Source organism: Roseobacter sp., assembly GCF_045106495.1.
Classification (GTDB): domain Bacteria; phylum Pseudomonadota; class Alphaproteobacteria; order Rhodobacterales; family Rhodobacteraceae; genus Roseobacter.
Genome location: NZ_JBGCEQ010000011.1, coordinates 29,353 through 46,590, shown reverse-complemented (window position 1 = coordinate 46,590; position 17,238 = coordinate 29,353). Strand labels below are relative to the sequence as shown.

Annotated in this window: 21 protein-coding genes and 1 tRNA gene; 8 read left to right on the top strand and 14 right to left on the bottom strand. The window is 56.8% G+C overall.

Annotated elements, in window-relative coordinates; all coding sequences use genetic code 11:
• Positions 1–144: 144 nt before the first annotated feature.
• The 7 genes from AB8B75_RS08705 to pyk form a co-directional block, all read right to left on the bottom strand.
• Positions 145–882, bottom strand: coding sequence for an amino acid ABC transporter ATP-binding protein (locus AB8B75_RS08705; RefSeq protein ID WP_405361458.1), 738 nt, complete (start codon positions 880–882; stop codon positions 145–147).
• Positions 869–1,678 (bottom strand): amino acid ABC transporter permease, encoded by an 810-nt coding sequence (locus AB8B75_RS08700; protein ID WP_405361456.1) that lies wholly within the window; start codon positions 1,676–1,678, stop codon positions 869–871. Before AB8B75_RS08700 ends, AB8B75_RS08705 begins: the two co-directional genes overlap by 14 nt.
• 7 nt (positions 1,679–1,685) lie before the next feature.
• The gene (locus tag AB8B75_RS08695; RefSeq protein ID WP_405361454.1) at positions 1,686–2,495 is read right to left on the bottom strand and encodes an ABC transporter substrate-binding protein; all 810 of its coding nucleotides are present in this window, start codon (positions 2,493–2,495) and stop codon (positions 1,686–1,688) included.
• A gap of 94 nt (positions 2,496–2,589) precedes the next feature.
• Positions 2,590–3,528, bottom strand: a complete 939-nt coding sequence (locus tag AB8B75_RS08690) for a lysophospholipid acyltransferase family protein (protein ID WP_405361453.1) — start codon at positions 3,526–3,528, stop codon at positions 2,590–2,592.
• Positions 3,529–3,672: 144 nt separating this feature from the next.
• Complete coding sequence (gene rplT / locus AB8B75_RS08685; RefSeq protein ID WP_219504822.1) at positions 3,673–4,038, bottom strand: 50S ribosomal protein L20; 366 nt, start codon at positions 4,036–4,038, stop codon at positions 3,673–3,675.
• An 11-nt stretch (positions 4,039–4,049) separates the two neighbouring features.
• A complete protein-coding gene (gene rpmI / locus AB8B75_RS08680) occupies positions 4,050–4,250 on the bottom strand; it encodes a 50S ribosomal protein L35 (protein ID WP_405361452.1) in 201 nt (66 codons plus the stop codon).
• A gap of 356 nt (positions 4,251–4,606) precedes the next feature.
• A complete protein-coding gene (gene pyk / locus AB8B75_RS08675; protein WP_405361451.1) occupies positions 4,607–6,055 on the bottom strand; it encodes a pyruvate kinase in 1,449 nt (482 codons plus the stop codon).
• A gap of 205 nt (positions 6,056–6,260) precedes the next feature.
• Here pyk and AB8B75_RS08670 point away from each other — a divergent pair, with 205 nt between their 5' ends.
• Positions 6,261–6,572, top strand: coding sequence for a DUF1244 domain-containing protein (locus AB8B75_RS08670; protein WP_405361450.1), 312 nt, complete (start codon positions 6,261–6,263; stop codon positions 6,570–6,572).
• Positions 6,573–6,750: 178 nt separating this feature from the next.
• Positions 6,751–7,536 (top strand): leishmanolysin-related zinc metalloendopeptidase, encoded by a 786-nt coding sequence (locus AB8B75_RS08665; protein WP_405361449.1) that lies wholly within the window; start codon positions 6,751–6,753, stop codon positions 7,534–7,536.
• Between the two features lie 27 nt (positions 7,537–7,563).
• Here the strand turns inward: AB8B75_RS08665 and AB8B75_RS08660 are convergent, their stop codons facing one another.
• The 3 genes from AB8B75_RS08660 to dgcN form a co-directional block, all read right to left on the bottom strand.
• On the bottom strand, positions 7,564–8,424 hold the full coding sequence (locus AB8B75_RS08660; protein WP_405361448.1) for a D-amino-acid transaminase: 861 nt from the start codon (positions 8,422–8,424) through the stop codon (positions 7,564–7,566).
• Between the two features lie 69 nt (positions 8,425–8,493).
• Positions 8,494–9,459 (bottom strand): N-acetyl-D-Glu racemase DgcA, encoded by a 966-nt coding sequence (dgcA, locus tag AB8B75_RS08655; protein ID WP_405361447.1) that lies wholly within the window; start codon positions 9,457–9,459, stop codon positions 8,494–8,496.
• A 65-nt stretch (positions 9,460–9,524) separates the two neighbouring features.
• The gene (dgcN, locus tag AB8B75_RS08650; protein WP_405361446.1) at positions 9,525–10,526 is read right to left on the bottom strand and encodes an N-acetyltransferase DgcN; all 1,002 of its coding nucleotides are present in this window, start codon (positions 10,524–10,526) and stop codon (positions 9,525–9,527) included.
• Positions 10,527–10,775: 249 nt separating this feature from the next.
• Here dgcN and AB8B75_RS08645 point away from each other — a divergent pair, with 249 nt between their 5' ends.
• A complete protein-coding gene (locus AB8B75_RS08645; RefSeq protein ID WP_405361445.1) occupies positions 10,776–11,732 on the top strand; it encodes an L-malyl-CoA/beta-methylmalyl-CoA lyase in 957 nt (318 codons plus the stop codon).
• Positions 11,733–11,799: 67 nt separating this feature from the next.
• Positions 11,800–12,270 (top strand): DUF302 domain-containing protein, encoded by a 471-nt coding sequence (locus AB8B75_RS08640; protein WP_405361444.1) that lies wholly within the window; start codon positions 11,800–11,802, stop codon positions 12,268–12,270.
• Positions 12,271–12,278: 8 nt separating this feature from the next.
• Here AB8B75_RS08640 and AB8B75_RS08635 read toward each other — a convergent pair whose 3' ends face one another.
• Positions 12,279–12,731: an Lrp/AsnC family transcriptional regulator gene (locus tag AB8B75_RS08635; protein ID WP_405361442.1), complete on the bottom strand. Its 453-nt coding sequence runs from the start codon at positions 12,729–12,731 to the stop codon at positions 12,279–12,281.
• Between the two features lie 72 nt (positions 12,732–12,803).
• Here AB8B75_RS08635 and AB8B75_RS08630 point away from each other — a divergent pair, with 72 nt between their 5' ends.
• Both AB8B75_RS08630 and AB8B75_RS08625 read left to right on the top strand, forming a co-directional pair.
• Complete coding sequence (locus AB8B75_RS08630) at positions 12,804–13,400, top strand: LysE family translocator (protein WP_405361440.1); 597 nt, start codon at positions 12,804–12,806, stop codon at positions 13,398–13,400.
• A 63-nt stretch (positions 13,401–13,463) separates the two neighbouring features.
• On the top strand, positions 13,464–14,426 hold the full coding sequence (locus AB8B75_RS08625) for an acetyl-CoA carboxylase carboxyltransferase subunit alpha (RefSeq protein ID WP_405361439.1): 963 nt from the start codon (positions 13,464–13,466) through the stop codon (positions 14,424–14,426).
• 3 nt (positions 14,427–14,429) lie between these two features.
• Here AB8B75_RS08625 and AB8B75_RS08620 read toward each other — a convergent pair whose 3' ends face one another.
• From AB8B75_RS08620 to AB8B75_RS08610, 3 genes are all read right to left on the bottom strand, one after another.
• The gene (locus tag AB8B75_RS08620) at positions 14,430–14,912 is read right to left on the bottom strand and encodes a GNAT family N-acetyltransferase (protein WP_405361438.1); all 483 of its coding nucleotides are present in this window, start codon (positions 14,910–14,912) and stop codon (positions 14,430–14,432) included.
• A gap of 150 nt (positions 14,913–15,062) precedes the next feature.
• Positions 15,063–15,713, bottom strand: a complete 651-nt coding sequence (locus tag AB8B75_RS08615; RefSeq protein ID WP_405361437.1) for a GntR family transcriptional regulator — start codon at positions 15,711–15,713, stop codon at positions 15,063–15,065.
• Positions 15,714–15,734: 21 nt separating this feature from the next.
• Positions 15,735–16,454 carry a M48 family metallopeptidase gene (locus AB8B75_RS08610; protein ID WP_405361436.1) on the bottom strand — a complete coding sequence of 240 codons (720 nt, stop codon included), beginning with the start codon at positions 16,452–16,454 and terminating at the stop codon, positions 15,735–15,737.
• Between the two features lie 112 nt (positions 16,455–16,566).
• Between AB8B75_RS08610 and AB8B75_RS08605 the strand changes: the two genes are divergently transcribed.
• Together AB8B75_RS08605 and AB8B75_RS08600 are read left to right on the top strand one after the other, a co-directional pair.
• Positions 16,567–16,899, top strand: coding sequence for a TIGR02300 family protein (locus AB8B75_RS08605; RefSeq protein WP_405361434.1), 333 nt, complete (start codon positions 16,567–16,569; stop codon positions 16,897–16,899).
• Between the two features lie 116 nt (positions 16,900–17,015).
• A tRNA-Ala gene (locus AB8B75_RS08600) sits at positions 17,016–17,091 on the top strand.
• Positions 17,092–17,238: the final 147 nt, after the last annotated feature.

The following is a 17,238-nucleotide window of genomic DNA, read 5'->3' as shown; positions in this document are numbered from 1 at the left end:
AGTACGAAGTGACTCGCAAGCCTTGAGCTATGTCAAACCCTGCGGTTCTTCGTTTTCCCGGGCTGTGTGCCGTGGTATTTCTAGCGGACGCATTGGGCAAACCTCATGCTGGGCCTGCACGGTAAGGCGGCCTGCACCGCGCTCTTAGCGCAAAACAGATCGAAGGAATACCTGTGTCCGCTCCACTTTTGGGGTCGTGAATATCTGCTCCGGCGGACCCTCTTCGACGATGACGCCCTCATCCATGAAACAGACCCGATCCGCCAATTCTCGGGCAAACCCCATCTCATGGGTCGCCAAGACCATGGTCATGCCTTCGCTGCGCAGCTGCCGCAGCACGTTCAACACCTCGCCCACCAATTCAGGATCAAGTGCGGCAGTGATCTCGTCAAACAGCATAATCTCCGGTCGCATGGCCAATGCTCGAATGACCGCAACCCGTTGCTGCTGGCCGCCCGACAGCTGGTCGGGGTACTTCTCCATATGTGCAGCCAATCCAAACCGCGCAAACAGATCCGCAACCCGAGCGCGTAGAGGGCCACTTTCTTCGTCAAGAACGCGGCGCGGGGCCAGCAGGACGTTTTCGAGGGCGCTCATATGCGGAAACAGATTGTAGGATTGAAACACGACCCCGATCCGACGCCGCACCGGTCCGAGATCCAACCCGGGCTCGGAGATGTCCTGACCGTCCAATAAAACCAAGCCATCATCAATGGGTTCAAGCTGGTTGATGCAGCGCAAAAGTGTCGACTTACCGGATCCTGAGGCGCCAATCAGGCAAATCATTTCGCCCGCCGCAACCTCCATATCAATCCCCCGTAGGACAGCATGCTCGGCAAAGGACTTGCGCACCCCGCGCAACGAAAGCTTAGCTTCTGGCATCACGGTCCCGGTTCAAAAGATGATCGGCATATCGAGTCGCAGGTACCGTTACGAGCAAGAAAATCAGTGCTGCAGCCACATAGGGTGTGAAATTCGCAAGCAGGCTTTTGTAGATACCCGCCTGGCGCAGTATCTCGACCGGACCAATAAAGCTCAGCAGCGCCACATCCTTTTGCAACGCCACCAGCATATTCATGTTTGCGGGCACGACCCGTCGGATCGCCTGTGGCAGGATCACATACCGCATGGTGTCACGTTCGCTCAAACCCAGGCAAATCGACGCGTTGCGCTGGCTGGCGTGTATGCTCTCGATCCCCGATCGCAAAACTTCGGCCACATAAGCGGCGTAGGTCAGTACCAAGGCCACCGTTCCCCAGATATAAGGGCTGTTCCAAGGACGCGGCAACCCGAGACCCGGAATGCCAAATCCAATCAGATAGATGGTCAAAACCACCGGTATGCCGCGAAAAATATCGACATAGACTGCACCAAAAATCCGCAAGGGAAACAAGGCAGGTGCTCGTGCGCCCCGCGCCAGGGCGATCGCCAACCCCATGCCCAAAATCAACGGCACCGACCACGCAAAGATCATCACGTCGATCAAGAAGGCCTTCAGCAGGGTCGGAAAGGTTTGCGCAAAAACACCCCCATCAAAGAAACTGGCCTTCACCTGCGGCCAGCCGGGCGCCAGCGGCACAAGCAGGACAACTGCGATGAACACAGCCACCGTGCTTATGCCGGCGACGGTCAGTGACCGACGTCTCTGTGCTGCTTCATATGCCTGCCTGCGGTTCACAAGCGGCCTATTTGATCAATGGTACGCCCGTCGCTTCTTGCAACCACTCCGCCTCAATCCCGGCGAGCGATCCATCCTCGTTCAAGATCGCCAGAGCCGCGTCGACGCATTCCTTGAGCGGGTTGCCTTCGGTCATCAACATCCCGAAATGGTCCGGGTTGGCGGTTTCATCCGGCGCAAACTGGCCCAGAACTTTACCGCCCTCCAAAACAACCGCCGACAAGTAAAGTGCGGTCGGCAGATCGAAAAGAGCCGCGTCCACCTGACCGGCTTTCATCGCTTCGACCACATTGGCATTGTCGTCATAAACCAGTGGGCTGTCAGAGGGTGCGATGGTTTCCATGACCACCGGCAGCGCTGTGGTGCTGGCCACAACGCCCCACTTCAATGCTTTCAACCCTTCAAGACTGGGATCTAACCCCTCCCCACCGCGTACCAGAACTGCCATGGGTGCTGTGTAATATGGCTCGGAAAAATCGACAACTTTGTCGCGTTCCGCGGTGATCGAAAACTGCTGCATATTGAAGTCGAAGTCTTTTGCACCCGGTTGGATCGCCTGATCAAACGATGTCCTTGTCCAGACCACATCGCTTTCCTCAAACCCCATGACCTGCGCCACCGCATAGGCCACGGCCGGTTCAAAACCCAGACCCGATTCCGGCGTATCGTCAATCGCCCAAGGGTAATAGGCCGGATTGCCGGTTGCGATGGTCAACTTGCCTTCGGTCAAGGTTTTGCCATCCGCACAGCTTTGCGCAGCGACGCCGCTCGCCGCCAAAACAGTGCCAAGAGCCGCTGGTATCAGAAGTTTCCACATTGAGATTTCTCCCCGAAATCGATTGTTTGATTGCTTGGATTATCCCTGTTGCATGGGCTGCGCGCAAGTCTGGATCGGACCGCCTGGGTTCCTGCTATTGTGACTTCCAACGACGATGCACCCAAAGCCATTGGGACATGTTGGCACGTATCTGTTGCTCAAGGCTGTCGTTCAAGGCCTGAGTCATTTCTTCCGGCGTTGTATGCGGGATCGGAGGTTCGACGATCATCTCAAAGCTCAGACCATCCGGTTGCCGGATGCCATAACAGGGCACAAGCAGCGCGTCATAGCGCAAAGCCAGCTCTGCTGCCGAGAGCGCCGTATAAGCCGTATGTCCAAAAAATTTCAGTGGCGCACCAGCGGACATATGCTGATCGATCAGCAGGGCTATTGCATTGCCGGCCTTGAGGAACTTGAGCATCTCACCCATGCCACGCCGCCCACGCAGAAACAGCGGCGTGCCCACCTGGGAAATCCGCGATACGTAGAAGTCGTTGAAACCCTTGTAGTTCATGCTGCGGTACAGCCCACCAACCTTGTGGCCGCGCTGTATGAGTTTGGACCGGGCAATGTCGTAGTTTCCAATGTGACCCGAGACGATGATGATGGGCCTTCCCGCTTCACGGGCCGCATCCACGGCATCCAGCCCATCGCCGGTAATCGGTGTGCGCGCTGCCGTTTCAACCAGTTTTTTGGGTGAGAAGAGTTCGCATAAAGTCCGACCGATCTGGTCGGGGACATCGCGAGTCATCTGCGCCACGTCTTCTTCTGACATATCCGGGAAGATAAAATGCAAGTTGTCGCGTATCCGCCCGCGATATCCGATGACAGGGGCCACCAAGCGCGAAATCAACCACCCCCCCATCGGCACGCGGGTGCTATAGGGCAATAGCGTCAGCGACCGGATGATCCCAATGATCATCGCACTGATGACCCTGTCCTTAAAGTCCACCTCGGCGTCGACTTCCTGATTTTTGGTGCGGTTCGGTATCATCGGGTCTTTGCGTTTGATCGGTTGCCGAGGTTGTACCACTTAACTCCGGCGGCTCAATAGGCCGACCGTAACAAGTCTGAGGTTCTTGGAACAAATCAGGCGAAGCTGTTGAACGCGCGTCAAAAACGAAAAAAGCCGCTCCTGTTCCGGAGCGGCTTTGGTTTCTCTCTTTCGTCTAGCCGCTTAGGCAGCCAGGGCATCCTGTGCTTGCTTTACAATCGCACCAAAGGCATCCGGCTCATGTACGGCCAGATCGGCCAGCACTTTGCGATCCACTTCGATGCCCGCAAGGTTCAGACCATTGATAAAGCGGCTGTATGTCAGCGCCTCGTCGTGACTGCGCACAGCCGCATTGATCCGTTGAATCCACAGAGCGCGGAAATTGCGCTTGCGGTTCTTGCGGTCGCGGGTGGCGTATTGATTGGCCTTGTCGACCGCCTGACGCGCAACCTTGAATGTGCTTTTCCGGCGACCGTAGTAGCCTTTTGCGGCCTTGATGACCTTCTTGTGACGGGCGTGGGTGACTGTTCCACCTTTAACTCGGGACATATCAGCTTTCCTTAACGGTCGTAGGGCATGAAGCCCTTGACGATTCTTGCGTCGGGGGCCGACAGTGTTGTCGTCCCGCGTGCGTCGCGGATGAATTTGCGGGAGCGCTTGATCATACCGTGGCGTTTGCCGGCTTGTCCGGACATCACCTTACCGGTGGCCGTCACTTTAAAACGCTTCTTGGCGCTTGATTTCGTCTTCATCTTGGGCATTTCCGTCTCCTATCGTTCAGATCGGTTTGCGCGCGACTCGGCATGCCACTGTGGCCGGTCGTGCGGAAAGAAGCCGCTCTTTAGGCGGTTGGGCCGCATATGGCAAGAGCAGAGTGCAATGTGTTCTCTGCCAACCGCATTTAAAGCAAATCTTTCGAAAGAAGCTGCGCAAACATCATAAGCGGCTCGACAAAAACCCCGCCCGTCGAGAGATTTGAGACAATTTTGAACATACTAACCGGTTAAGCGCGCTAGGTGGCCAACATTGCACAACGAAATGACGTGTGACGCGCCCGTGTTTGTGCCTGGCGTTTGGCGATAACCGCCTGCCTGACACTCTTTCTGGCGCGCAACAACTATTCTGGATCGGTATTGAATATCAGGCGCTCGTCGCAGGGTGCAACTCGCAGAATATTGGTGCTGCCCGGCACATTGAACGGCACGCCCGCCGTGACAACGATCTGGTCGTTTTCCTCCGCATAGCCCTGCCGGAGTGCCGCGCGCGCCGATGCCACCACCGCCAGTTTGAACCGATCAAGTTTATCCGTGATGACGCAGTTTGTGCCCCAGCTGAGCGTCAGGCGACGCGCTGTGCGCACCAGCGGCGTCATCGCCAGGATCGGCACTCGGGGCCGTTCCCGCGCGACCAAAAGGGCGGTTGTCCCGCTTTGGCTAAAACAGCAAATGGCCTTGATGTCCGTGGTTTCAGCGATCTCGCGTGCGGCTGAAACGATTCCATCTGCGATGGTCGCACCCTTGGTTTCGCGCGAAGCTTCGATGATCTGAGTATAGGTCGGATCCTGCTCCACCTCCGTCGCAACATTGTTCATCGTGGTCACGGCTTCGATAGGGTAATCGCCCGCCGCAGATTCCGCCGAAAGCATCACTGCATCTGCGCCTTCATAAATGGCTGTCGCCACATCAGAGACTTCCGCCCGCGTCGGCATCGGGCTTTCGATCATGCTTTCCATCATCTGCGTGGCCACGATCACCGGTTTCGCGGCGCGTCGGCACTTGCGCACCAGGCGTTTCTGGATCGGCGGAACATTCTGCACAGGCAGCTCAACGCCCAAATCGCCACGCGCCACCATGATCCCATCGCTGACCTTCAAGATGTCATCAAAATTCTCAACCGCTGCTGGTTTCTCGATCTTGGACAGGATCGCGGCGCGCCCATTCGCCAGATCTGAAGCTTCCAGAACATCTTCAGGACGTTGGACAAAGCTCAGGGCCAACCAGTCGACGCCCAGTTCACAGGCGAACTCCAGATCTTTGCGATCTTTATCTGACAATGCCGCCAACGGTAGAACGACATCGGGAACATTCACGCCTTTTCGATTGGAGATAACGCCACCCGCAACGACTGTGCACTCCGCGAAGTCAGCGCTGCAGGCATCAACATGCAGCCGGATTTTACCATCATTGACCAAAAGGCTGGACCCAGGCTTCAGCGCAGCAAAAATCTCCGGGTGCGGCAGGCAAACACGCGTGCCATCGCCGGCTGCTGGATCCAAATCCATGCGGAACTTGGCGCCTTCCTCCAGCATTTCGCCATCTTCGTTGGCAAAAACGCCGACTCGCAATTTCGGCCCCTGCAAATCGGCCAGAATGCAGATGTTGCCACCAGTATCCTTTTCGATCTCGCGAATGATCTGATGTTTTTCACGAATCTCTGCGTGAGTGCCGTGGCTCATATTGAGCCGGAACACATCCGCGCCCGCATTGTGGAGCGCCTCAATCATTTCTCGGGTGTCAGAGGCGGGTCCGAGGGTCGCCACGATTTTGACGTTGCGGGTGCGTCTCATCTTGATAGTCGTCCTTATTGGCTTGTTACCGCTAACGGTTCGCGCACGTTATGTCGCATGATGGCCGCCAGAGCAACCATCGTCACCGTGGCGGCATTTGATTTAACTTTGATGACACGCCAAATGCCTAAGTCGCAAGCATCGCGTACAGGTTGACATGCGCCGCTGCTACCCCAATCTGACAGATACAATCAAGGAGTCCACCATGCCGACCCAGCAAGAGATAGAATTTCAGGCCGCTGCCTTCCGCCGCCTGCAAAAGCACCTCATGGAAGATCGCACAGATGTTCAGAACATTGACATGATGAATCTGACAGGGTTCTGTCGCAACTGCCTAAGTCGCTGGTATGCGGAGGCTGCCGCCGAAAAGGGAGTCGATATCAGCAAAGATGCCGCAAGGGAGCTATTTTACGGCATGACAATGGAAGCCTGGAAAAGGGATTACCAAACCGACGCGACCGGAGATCAACAAAAAACCTTTGAAAAATCCTTTGCTGAAAACGTGGGTAAAACCTGAAGCTGCAGACCTTTTACTTTGAGTTGCAGTGCCTGATTTTTGTACATAATCGGCGCTGATCCGCAACCGTCAAAAGTACTTTTGAGCGCTCATGTTCAAAAAATGCCTCAAGTTTTGATCGGTCATTGACAGGGTTGTAAACTGTTTTCACAGTGCAGTTGTAATCGGAGGGTTTACTATGAAACGCAATTTTTTTGCGCTGTTGTTATCTGCTCTATCACTCCCCACACTCGCCACTTCTTCGACGCTTGATATCCAATTCCAAAGCCCCCTCGCCGCGTCAGAAAGCCAAAGAAAACTGCTGTCGAACGCCGAAAAATTCTGGGAGTCCACTTTGGTTGGCTATCAGCCTGGTATAGAAATCGACAGCGTCAACATAACCGTTGATGCTTTCGGCATCGATGGTACCAGAGGCATACTGGCACAGGCCGGACCAACCAAAATTGTCAAACAAAACGGGTTTGTACTTCCGACTCGTGGAGTGGTGGAATTCGACATTTCCGACCTGGAACGGATCGAAGCGAAAGGCACACTTTTTGGCATCTTGCTGCATGAAGTTGCCCACGTTCTTGGGTTTGGTACCCTGTGGAGCAACGAGGTTTCCATGTTCGGCAGTGGCCAATACGTTGGCCTTAACGGTCTGGAAGCCTACCGCGCGGAATTCGACCCAACTGCCGAGTTTATACCGGTGGAGTTGGACGGTGGACCCGGCACGCGGGATTCCCACTGGGACGAGAACTGGGCGGGCGGCCCGCTCGAACTTATGACCGGCTATGTTGACCCCCCATTGTTTCTCAGCAAGACGACAATCGCCTCGTTTCGCGATTTGGGCTACACGGCCCCTTACGACATGAAACCGGTACCCCTGCCCGCAGGGATCTGGCTGGGACTTGCAGGCTTTGGCGTCATGGGCGCGATCCGGTGTCTGCAAAAACGCAGATCTCAGGCCATCGTCCCGGCCTGAGAGTTGAACCAGTAAATGTAAGGCTGCTCAGATCGCGGCCTTCATGCTTTCTTCCAGGTAGATTTCGCGCAGTCGTGGGGCGACCCTTCCCGGCACGCCTGCGCCCAAGGGCACCCCATCGATTTCTACCACCGGCATGACAAAGGTGCTGGCCGAGGTAATGAAGGCCTCATCCGCCTCTTTGGCTTCATCGATTGTAAAGTTGCGCTCTTCCACTTCCATCTGCGCTTCTTGCGCAAACCGTAACACGGCCGCGCGTGTAATTCCGTGCAGGATATCATGGCTGAGCGCCCGGGTAATGATCTTGTTGCCCTTCACGATGTACGCATTGTTGCTGGTGCCTTCGGTCACAAAGCCATCCTCAATCATCCAGGCGTCATCGGCACCAGCTTTCTTGGCCATCATCTTGCCCATGGACGGATAGAGCAACTGCACGGTCTTGATGTCGCGTCGGCCCCAGCGAATGTCTTCGATACTGATGACTTTCATGCCCTTTTGCGCCGCTGGGCTGTTGGCAAGGCCGGGTTTGGATTGAGTGAACAACACGATGGTCGGCTCGGTTGTTTCGGGATCGGGGAAGACAAAATCACGGTCACCTGGCGCGCCGCGGGTGATCTGCAGATAAATCATGCCTTCGTCGATTTCGTTCAAACGCACCAGTTCGCGATGCACCTCAAGCAGATCTTCCGACGTGATCGGGTTGCGCATGTCCAGCGCGTCAAGAGAGCGCTGCAACCGCAGGGCATGGCCTTCAAAATCGATCAGCTTGCCCCCCAGAATAGAAGTGACTTCGTAAACGCCATCCGCCATCAAGAAACCCCGATCAAAGATCGACACCGATGCTTCATTTTCGGGGATATACGCCCCATTCAAGTACACAATGCGCATTTCATTCTCCTAACAGGGGCTTTGCACCCGCATCCTCAAACCATTGGGTACCTCAGACATCCGGGCGCGTCAGCCCCATAATCTGACATCCGGCGCGTGAACCCCTTTATCGTCAAATACCAGCGCATGTTCGCGATCTTCTGCCAGCAGAAGCGGGCCATCAAGGTCCGTGACACGCACGCCTTGGGCCAAAATGGTCGCCGGGGCCATCGCAAGACTGGACCCGACCATACATCCAACCATGACATCATATCCAAGCGCCAAACCTTCCCGGCGCAGCGCCAAAGCCTCCGTCAGCCCGCCCGCCTTGTCCAGTTTGACGTTGATCATGTCATATTTGCCCTTGAGCTTGGGTAGACTGGCACGGTCATGGCAACTTTCATCAGCACAGATCGGCAGAGGACGGTCCAGACCGATCAGGGCATCATCCTCGGCTGCGGGCAAGGGTTGCTCTACCAACTCCACGCCCAGTCGCACCAAATGCGGGGCCAGATCGGCATAAACCTCAGCACTCCAACCCTCATTGGCATCGATGATGATCCGCGCTTTGGGCGCCCCCGTGCGCACGGCTTCCAAACGGGGCATGTCATCCGGGGTGCCCAACTTGATCTTCAACAAGGGACGATGGGCGTGTTTCGACGCCTGCGCTTGCATCTTTTCCGGCGTGTCCAGCGACAGCGTGTAAGCGGTGATCTCTGGCAATGGCGCGGGCAGGCCCGCCAATTCCCATGCCCGCTTGCCGGCCTGCTTTGCTTCCAGATCCCAAAGCGCGCAATCCACTGCATTACGCGCCGCACCTGGCGCCAACATATAGTAAAGCCCAGCGCGGGTCACATCGCTCGGCAGGTTTTCGATCTGGGCTGTGACGCTGTCCATGGTTTCGTCATATCGCGCATAGGGCACGCATTCGCCCCGTCCTTCATGGGCTCCGTCCCTGATCCGTACGGTCAGCACCTTGGCCTCCGTTCGAGACCCCCGGCTGATGGTAAAAGCCTGTGCAAGGCGAAACACATCTTGGGTGACGCTGATTTCCATGCTCACATTTTCCTTTGGGCAAACCAATCCCCGCCAGCAGCACTGGCAGAGATCAGGCCTTTACGTTAAAGCGCGGCAAGCGCCTCCGCCAGACGACCGGCGCCCTGACGGAAAGGATCGACAGTGGGCAATCCAAGGCGTTCTTCCACTGCGGCGCAATAGGCGGTCGCCTCTTCTTCGCTGAGGTGTTGGGTGTTGATCGATACCCCTACAACCTTGCAATCGGGGTTCGCCACATGAGCAAACTGTAAAGCCATGTCCCTCACCGCCTCGATGCTGGGCAGCTTGTATCCCGGCAGGCCACGCATGTGCGTGCGGGTCGGTTCGTGACAGATGATCAGCGCGTCTGGTTGTCCACCATGGATCAATGCCAAGGTGACACCGGAGTAAGACACATGGAACAGACTGCCCTGCCCCTCAATAATATCCCAATGATTGTCCTCATTATCCGGCGTCAGATATTCAACCGCACCCGCCATGAAATCCGCGATCACTGCATCCAGCGGCACCCCATGCCCCGTGATCAGAATCCCTGTCTGGCCTGTGGCGCGGAAGGTGCTCTTCATGCCGCGTTCCCGCATCGAGGCATCTAGCGCCAGCGCCGTGTACATCTTGCCTGCGGAACAATCGGTTCCTACCGCCAGCACGCGCTTGCCCGTGCGTTTCACGCCACTTGCAATCGGGTAAGCATCCGTCGGCACTCGGACATCGTGCAATGTACCGCCATGAACCTGGGCGGCCGCCATCAGTTCGGATTCGTCACGCAACAGATTGTGAAGCCCGCTGGCCAGATCAAATCCCAACTCCAAAGCTTCAACGAGGACCTTGCGCCATTCGGAACTGATGTAACCGCCGCGGTTGGCCACACCGATCACCAGTGTTTTGGCTCCAGCTTCCTTGGCTTCTTCGAGGGTCATGTCCTGCAAACCCACATCTGCCTTGCAACCTTCCATGCGGAATTGCCCAACCGCATTCTCAGGGCGCCAGTCCTTGATGCCCTGCGCGACTTTCGCCGCCAATTGGTCAGGCGCGTCGCCCAAAAACAAGAGGTATGGTGTTTCAATCATGCGTCGTCCCCCGAATCCATGTGTTGCGGCAATCTTGCTGATATCTCACGCAATCACATCGCAAAGTTTCCCAACCTCGACAAAACTGTGCAATGATCTTCGGTTTTTATAGCCATTTGCGCAAAATCATTGCAAATGTAAACATAGCAACCGAAAATGCTGCAACTGCAAAATGCCCTTGCGAGGCCCTGCGCAATTTAATAACAGCGGAGGCGTGAATTCCGACACTTTATTGCACCGAGGTCCGACATGAGTTTTAAACTGCAGCCTGCAGCCCCTGCCCGCCCCAACAGATGCCAACTCTTCGGTCCCGGATCACGCCCTGCGATTTTTGAGAAAATGGCGGCATCGGGCGCGGATGTCATCAACCTTGACCTCGAAGACAGCGTTGCGCCGTCAGACAAAGACAGTGCGCGTACCCACGTGATCGCCGCTATCTCAGATGTGGATTGGGGAACAAAAACGCTTTCGGTACGCATCAACGGGTTGGACACGCCGTTTTGGTACCGCGACGTTGTAGACCTGCTCGAACAGTCAGGAGACCGGTTGGATCAGATCATGATCCCCAAGGTGGGCTGTGCCGCAGATGTCTATGCGGTGGATGCGCTGGTCACGGCCATCGAAGCTGCGAAAGGACGCACCAAGAAGATCACTTTCGAGGTGATCATCGAATCTGCGGCGGGCATTGCCCATGTGGAAGAGATTGCAGCCAGCTCGCCTCGCTTGGCTGCAATGAGCCTCGGGGCGGCTGATTTTGCCGCCTCCATGGGCATGCAGACCACGGGCATCGGCGGCACGCAGGAAAACTATTACATGGTTCGCGACGGGCAAAAGCATTGGTCCGACCCCTGGCATTGGGCGCAAGCAGCCATTGTCGCGGCCTGCCGCACCCACGGCGTCTTGCCCGTGGACGGCCCGTTTGGCGATTTTTCCGATGATGAAGGCTTCCGTGCGCAGGCGCGCCGCTCTGCGACCTTGGGTATGGTCGGCAGATGGGCCATCCATCCCAAACAGGTGACCATCGCCAACGAGGTCTTCACCCCCTCAGAGGAAGCCGTCGCCGAGGCGCGTGAGATTCTCGCCGCGATGGAAGAGGCCAAGGCCAAGGGAGAAGGCGCCACTGTTTACAAAGGTCGCCTTGTCGATATCGCTTCGATCAAACAAGCCGAGGTCATCGTACGGCAATCGGAAATGATCAACGGCTGACGCAAGTTTGATTTGGCTTTCACCCTAGCGCGTTGCTATTTGGCTGCGCCAGACCCCGGAGCCTGCGATGTACCGTCTTTTTGCCCTTCTACTTGCCACCTTGTGGATCACGACCGCGCAGGCTCAGTCCATGGCGCCGCGGGAGGGCTGGGTCATCATCCCCACTGAAAAAACACATGGCGACCTGCTCGCGGATCTGAAAGCCGCGGTGAAGGCCCATAAAATGGGCGTTGTCACGCAGGCGGGCCCCACAGGTGCGGCACAGAAAAGGGGTATAACCATCCCGGAAAACCGGGTCGTTGGTGTGTTCAACAATGACTTTGCCGTCCGCGTGCTGGCCACGTCCACGGCAGCCATGATCGAAGCGCCCATTCGGTTCTATGTCACGGAAAATGCGGATGAAAACGCGACCCTTTCCTACAAGACACCCAGTTTCGTTTTCGCGCCCTATTTCAATGAAGGCGGCGAAGACTTGCAGGCGCTTGCAACCAAATTGGATGGCATTTTTGCCAACATAGCTGAGGCCGCTGCACAGTAGCGCGCCTGTCAGGCCCGTTCGTCTTTCGGACAGCCAATCACAACATAAGAAGTGATTGAATTCACTTGCGGCAATGCGCCCAATTTATCAGTGTGAAAGCGCTTGTAGCTGGGCAGATCAGCACTTTCGACCCTCAGCAAATACTCGATGGATCCGGTGGTATTGTGGCATTCGACGACCTCGGGAGCCAGCGCCATAGCCCGCTCGAATGCCTCCTGTGAGGCTTTGGAATGGTCGTTGAGCCCGACACCGATGTAGGCCACGAACCCAATACCCAGCGCCGTCGGGTCAAGCACAACGCGGTAGCCCTTGATCACACCACTGCGCTCCAATTCCTGCACCCGCCGAAGGCAAGCCGAGGGTGACAGCCCCACGCGCGATGCAAGCTCTATATTGCTGACACGACCATCGCGCTTGAGTTCACACAATATCTGCTCTGATTTGCTGTCGATAACCGCCATAAGTTGCTTAAGTAAGCTCAGATCGAATCATTTCGCAATCCTATATCACTCCAGACGTCATATCATTGCGCTATGACGCTGGACTTTCTCTCCGCCCTGATCCTCTTTGCCCTTGTCAGTTCGGGAACGCCGGGACCCAATAACCTTATGCTCATGGCGTCTGGCGCCAACTACGGATTTGCCCGCTCCTTGCCGCATATGTTGGGCATTTCGGTCGGGTTCTCAGGCATGATTGTTCTGGTAGGGGCCGGGCTGTTGCAGGTCTTTGACACCTACCCCATCACAGCTCTGCTGCTGAAAACCGTATCTGTGGTCTATTTGTCCTATCTGGCTTGGAAAATCGCCACTGCGGCCCCGATCAAAAAGGAGAGTCGGCATGGCACCCCTATGACGTTTCTCCAGGCCGCCGCCTTTCAGTGGATCAACCCCAAAGCCTGGGCAATGGCATTGACCGCTTTGTCTGTCTACGCACCAAGCCAGACGCTTGTTGCCTTTGCTCTGGTGGCGCTGGTTTTCGGTCTGGTAAACTTGCCAGCCATCGCCTTTTGGACCTTGATGGGCCAACAAATGGCGCGCGTGTTAACCAACCCGCTGCGGTTGCAAATCTTCAACTGGAGCATGGCCGGTTTGCTGATGGCGTCGCTCTACCCGGTCCTCTGGCCTGCCTGAGCCCCGTTGCAAAGCCCGCCAATGCCCGCCATATACGAGAGCGGAAACAACAGGTAGGCAGCCATGACCCAATACATGGATTTCGAGAAACCACTGGCCGAGATTGAAGGCAAAGCAGAAGAACTCAGGGCTTTGGCGCGCGCCAGCGAGGAGATGGATGTCACCGAAGAGGCCGCCGCACTGGATGCCAAGGCCAGTGCCATGCTAGTGGATCTCTACAAATCCCTGACCCCTTGGCGCAAGTGCCAGGTCGCACGCCACCCCGAACGCCCGCATTGCCGCGACTACATCGACGCGCTTTTCACCGACTACACTCCCTTGGCGGGCGATCGTAACTTCGCGGACGACCATGCGGTCATGGGCGGGCTCGCCCGGTTCAATGACACACCCGTGATGGTGATCGGCCACGAAAAGGGCAAGGACACCAAGTCGCGCATTGAGCATAACTTCGGTATGGCGCGCCCCGAAGGATACCGAAAAGCGATCCGGTTAATGGATATCGCGCACCGCTTTGGATTGCCTGTGATTACGTTGGTCGACACGCCGGGCGCCTACCCCGGCAAAGGTGCAGAAGAACGCGGCCAGTCCGAAGCCATTGCCCGCGCCACGGAGAAGTGTTTGCAGATCGGCGTGCCGCTGGTCTCGGTGATCACCGGCGAAGGTGGCTCCGGCGGCGCTGTGGCTTTTGCCACGGCAAACCGGGTCGCGATGCTCGAGCATTCGATCTACTCCGTGATCAGCCCGGAAGGCTGTGCCTCTATCCTGTGGAAGGACGCCGAGAAGATGCGCGAAGCTGCCGAAGCCCTGCGATTGACCGCAGATGACCTCAAACAATTGGGGGTCATCGACCGGATCATACCCGAACCCACGGGCGGCGCGCATCGAAATGCGAGCGCCGCCATCGCTGCTGTGGGCCGCGCCATAGAAGGCATGCTCAAGGATCTTGACGCCAAAGATCCGGCGACGCTCATCAAGGATCGCCGCACCAAATTCATCGACATCGGCGCCAAGGGGCTTGCAGCTTAAAAGCTAGGCATTCGGAGCGATCGTGATGCCAAATCGCGGACCAGGTGATCCGAGGATTTCGAATCCCAGAGCCGGGTAAATCTGATGGGCCTCGGTGTTGTCCGGATGCGTGCCCACTGACAAATAGGTGCAGCCGTCCCGATGTGCGACGGCCTCGCTGGCACGGACCAACGCTTGGCCAACCCCCATTCTGCGGGCTTTTGGCACGACAAACAAATGCTGCAAATCCATACCACGCTGCCCAAATTGGATCTTGGCAAGCGGGCACAGTGCCGCATAGCCGATACATTCACCTGCATGTTCAGCCAGCAAGACACGCACCCAAGGGCGGGGTCCAAGAACATCGCGTGCCAACGTATCAAGCGACACCGTCGCTACATCACCGTGGTGTTGTGCCAGTGCCGCAATCATTCCCAGAAGGGCTGTCAGATCTTTGGCTTCGGCAGGTCTGATATGACCCAAAACTTCGAAACTATTTCTATCCATTTGACAAGCTAACCAATTAAAACTTTCACCAACCCCAGACACCACGAGTCAAATTCAACGTAAAATTGTGTCATTCAAAAGGCCGAATTTTGTTAAAATTCTATACATAGTTGAATTATTCAAGATGAGACGTCGCGTTAGATGGGCGGTTCAACTCGCCAGCATGCGCAATCCCTGGGTCACATCCGAACGGACAGCGAGCCGCAGACCTGGCTCATCCCCGGCGCGCAAGGCAGCAATGATCAGGCGATGAAACTGCGGAGGCTCAGTTTTGCGCAGGCGGCCGTAGAGCGCACGCATCGTGGGCCCCATCTGCAGCCAGACTGTCTCCGCCATGGCCAGCATCGCCGGAGCTTGAGCCCGCAGGTAAAGCGTGCGGTGGAACTCCAGATTGGTCCGGATGTAGCTCGCTGCGTCGCGGTGTGCCACGGCCTCGGCGATGGAAACGTTGATGGCCTGCAACCGTTCGATCAGCGCCATATGCGCCCTTGGCAAGGCGCGGCTGGCAAGTTCCACCTCGATCAGCGCGCGAAGAGCCGCGAGTTCCTCGATGCGTTCATTGCTCAACTCCGGGGTCGCGACCCGCCCGGACGAAGACATCGTCAAAGCGCCTTCCGCCACAAGGCGACGCACCGCCTCACGGGCAGGCGTCATGGAGACTTCGTATTCTTTGCCGATTCCGCGTAACGTGAGCCCTTCACCCGGAGGCAGGTCACCCTGCATGATCCGACCGCGCAGCGCTCGATACACCCGATCATGGGCAACGGGCGTGGCATCGGCTGGACGGGGGTTCAGGATCATATGTATTCTGTGATCACAAAGTCACCCAAGGTCAAGCGCCGAGGCCTCCGAGCGGTCAAATCGATACCGGTGCAGGTCGCCACCTTTTTTGCGCAGCCAGGATCGCGGTTCCTTGTAGTCGCCATAAATCCGTTCAACCTCACGCCAAAACACCGGCGCGTGGTTCATCTGTGCCAGATGGGCAACCTCATGCGCGACCACATAGTCCAGCACTTCGGGCGGCGCTAGAATAAGACGCCACGAATACATAAGCCGGCCCTGTGACGTACACGACCCCCAGCGGGACCGTGTGTCGCGCAGGGTCATCGCGGTATATGATTTTCCCAGTTTGGCCGCGTAATGGTCCGAGGACTCGGACAGGCGCGCACGGGCCAGTGTTTTCAGGTCACCTGCAAGGCGAGGCCCCACACGCTCCGGTGCACCCGGCACCGCCACGCGACCCACCTCGAAAGACACTTTGCGCCCGGACCCCGCCACAACCTCATGCAAACGTCCGCCCACAGGCACCATCGCGCCCAAACCCACTATCACATCCGTACCGCGCGCCGCCAGATGTTTGCGAATCCACGCTTCTTTTTCACATGCAAAAGCCATCGCCTCCCGTTCGGGAACGCGGTCCGGCAAGGTGAGCGTAACCCGCCCGTCCAGTTGCGAAATCCGAAGTGAAATCCGCCGCGCGCGCCGCGACCGGCGCAGGGTCAATGAGATTGGCGGGTCGCCGGGGAGATACATATTGGACATTCGAAGCTCGCAAGGGGGTGGTCTTCCGCCCGGCAGACCTTTACAGCCTGCGTTTCATATGGCACTTGGCCGGAATCATCTACTCTGGAATCGAAAATGAAAAGGGGTTTTCATGCCCAAAGAAGAATGGGGAACGAAGCGACTCTGCCCCACCTCCGGCAAACGTTTCTATGATCTGAACAAAAATCCGATTGTCAGCCCCTATACGGGTGAAGTGGTCGAAGTTGATCTGAGCAAATCCCGCATGATCGCGGCAGACGCTGAAGACGCTGCTTCCGCCAAAGCCAAGGCCGCGGAGACAGAAGATGACCCGGTATTGGTAGTTGATGAAGACGACGTGGATGTGGATCTGGGCGATGACATCCTGGATGACGACGAAGACGATGATGACACAGTCCCGCTCGAAGAGATCGCGGATGTGGCAGCGAACGACGACGACACCTGATTTCAAACTTTTCGCGCGGGGCAGTCAGTTTTTAACTTGATCCTGCCCCGCGTTGCGCCTATTCAGCGGCGTCACTGGATCATCTATCCATCCCGTGGGGCTCAGGCCCACACATCGGGGCCTTAGCTCAGCTGGGAGAGCGCCTGCATGGCATGCAGGAGGTCAGCGGTTCGATCCCGCTAGGCTCCACCAAATCCCTCCCTTACAGTAGTGCAATCGCTGTCCGTTTTGGCCACGAATTTAGCGTGTATGACCTGGGCAATTTTGTTTTGCCCAGACCAAACATACGGAAAACCGAGAGGCGACAAAGATGATCCGCTCAACTGCAGCCTTGCACTT

Bases quoted from the DNA above. Each gene is read 5' to 3' on its own strand.
- dgcN (WP_405361446.1), bottom strand. From the start codon at position 10,526: ATGATTGAAACACCATACCTCTTGTTTTTGGGCGACGCGCCTGACCAA.
- AB8B75_RS08645 (WP_405361445.1), top strand. From the start codon at position 10,776: ATGAGTTTTAAACTGCAGCCTGCAGCCCCTGCCCGCCCCAACAGATGC.
- AB8B75_RS08620 (WP_405361438.1), bottom strand. From the start codon at position 14,912: ATGGATAGAAATAGTTTCGAAGTTTTGGGTCATATCAGACCTGCCGAA.
- rplT (WP_219504822.1), bottom strand. From the start codon at position 4,038: ATGTCCCGAGTTAAAGGTGGAACAGTCACCCACGCCCGTCACAAGAAG.
- AB8B75_RS08605 (WP_405361434.1), top strand. From the start codon at position 16,567: ATGCCCAAAGAAGAATGGGGAACGAAGCGACTCTGCCCCACCTCCGGC.
- AB8B75_RS08625 (WP_405361439.1), top strand. From the start codon at position 13,464: ATGACCCAATACATGGATTTCGAGAAACCACTGGCCGAGATTGAAGGC.
- rpmI (WP_405361452.1), bottom strand. From the start codon at position 4,250: ATGCCCAAGATGAAGACGAAATCAAGCGCCAAGAAGCGTTTTAAAGTG.
- AB8B75_RS08615 (WP_405361437.1), bottom strand. From the start codon at position 15,713: ATGATCCTGAACCCCCGTCCAGCCGATGCCACGCCCGTTGCCCATGAT.
- dgcA (WP_405361447.1), bottom strand. From the start codon at position 9,459: ATGGAAATCAGCGTCACCCAAGATGTGTTTCGCCTTGCACAGGCTTTT.
- AB8B75_RS08640 (WP_405361444.1), top strand. From the start codon at position 11,800: ATGTACCGTCTTTTTGCCCTTCTACTTGCCACCTTGTGGATCACGACC.
- AB8B75_RS08665 (WP_405361449.1), top strand. From the start codon at position 6,751: ATGAAACGCAATTTTTTTGCGCTGTTGTTATCTGCTCTATCACTCCCC.
- AB8B75_RS08705 (WP_405361458.1), bottom strand. From the start codon at position 882: ATGCCAGAAGCTAAGCTTTCGTTGCGCGGGGTGCGCAAGTCCTTTGCC.
- AB8B75_RS08660 (WP_405361448.1), bottom strand. From the start codon at position 8,424: ATGCGCATTGTGTACTTGAATGGGGCGTATATCCCCGAAAATGAAGCA.
- AB8B75_RS08670 (WP_405361450.1), top strand. From the start codon at position 6,261: ATGCCGACCCAGCAAGAGATAGAATTTCAGGCCGCTGCCTTCCGCCGC.
- AB8B75_RS08630 (WP_405361440.1), top strand. From the start codon at position 12,804: ATGACGCTGGACTTTCTCTCCGCCCTGATCCTCTTTGCCCTTGTCAGT.
- AB8B75_RS08695 (WP_405361454.1), bottom strand. From the start codon at position 2,495: ATGTGGAAACTTCTGATACCAGCGGCTCTTGGCACTGTTTTGGCGGCG.
- AB8B75_RS08610 (WP_405361436.1), bottom strand. From the start codon at position 16,454: ATGTCCAATATGTATCTCCCCGGCGACCCGCCAATCTCATTGACCCTG.
- pyk (WP_405361451.1), bottom strand. From the start codon at position 6,055: ATGAGACGCACCCGCAACGTCAAAATCGTGGCGACCCTCGGACCCGCC.
- AB8B75_RS08635 (WP_405361442.1), bottom strand. From the start codon at position 12,731: ATGGCGGTTATCGACAGCAAATCAGAGCAGATATTGTGTGAACTCAAG.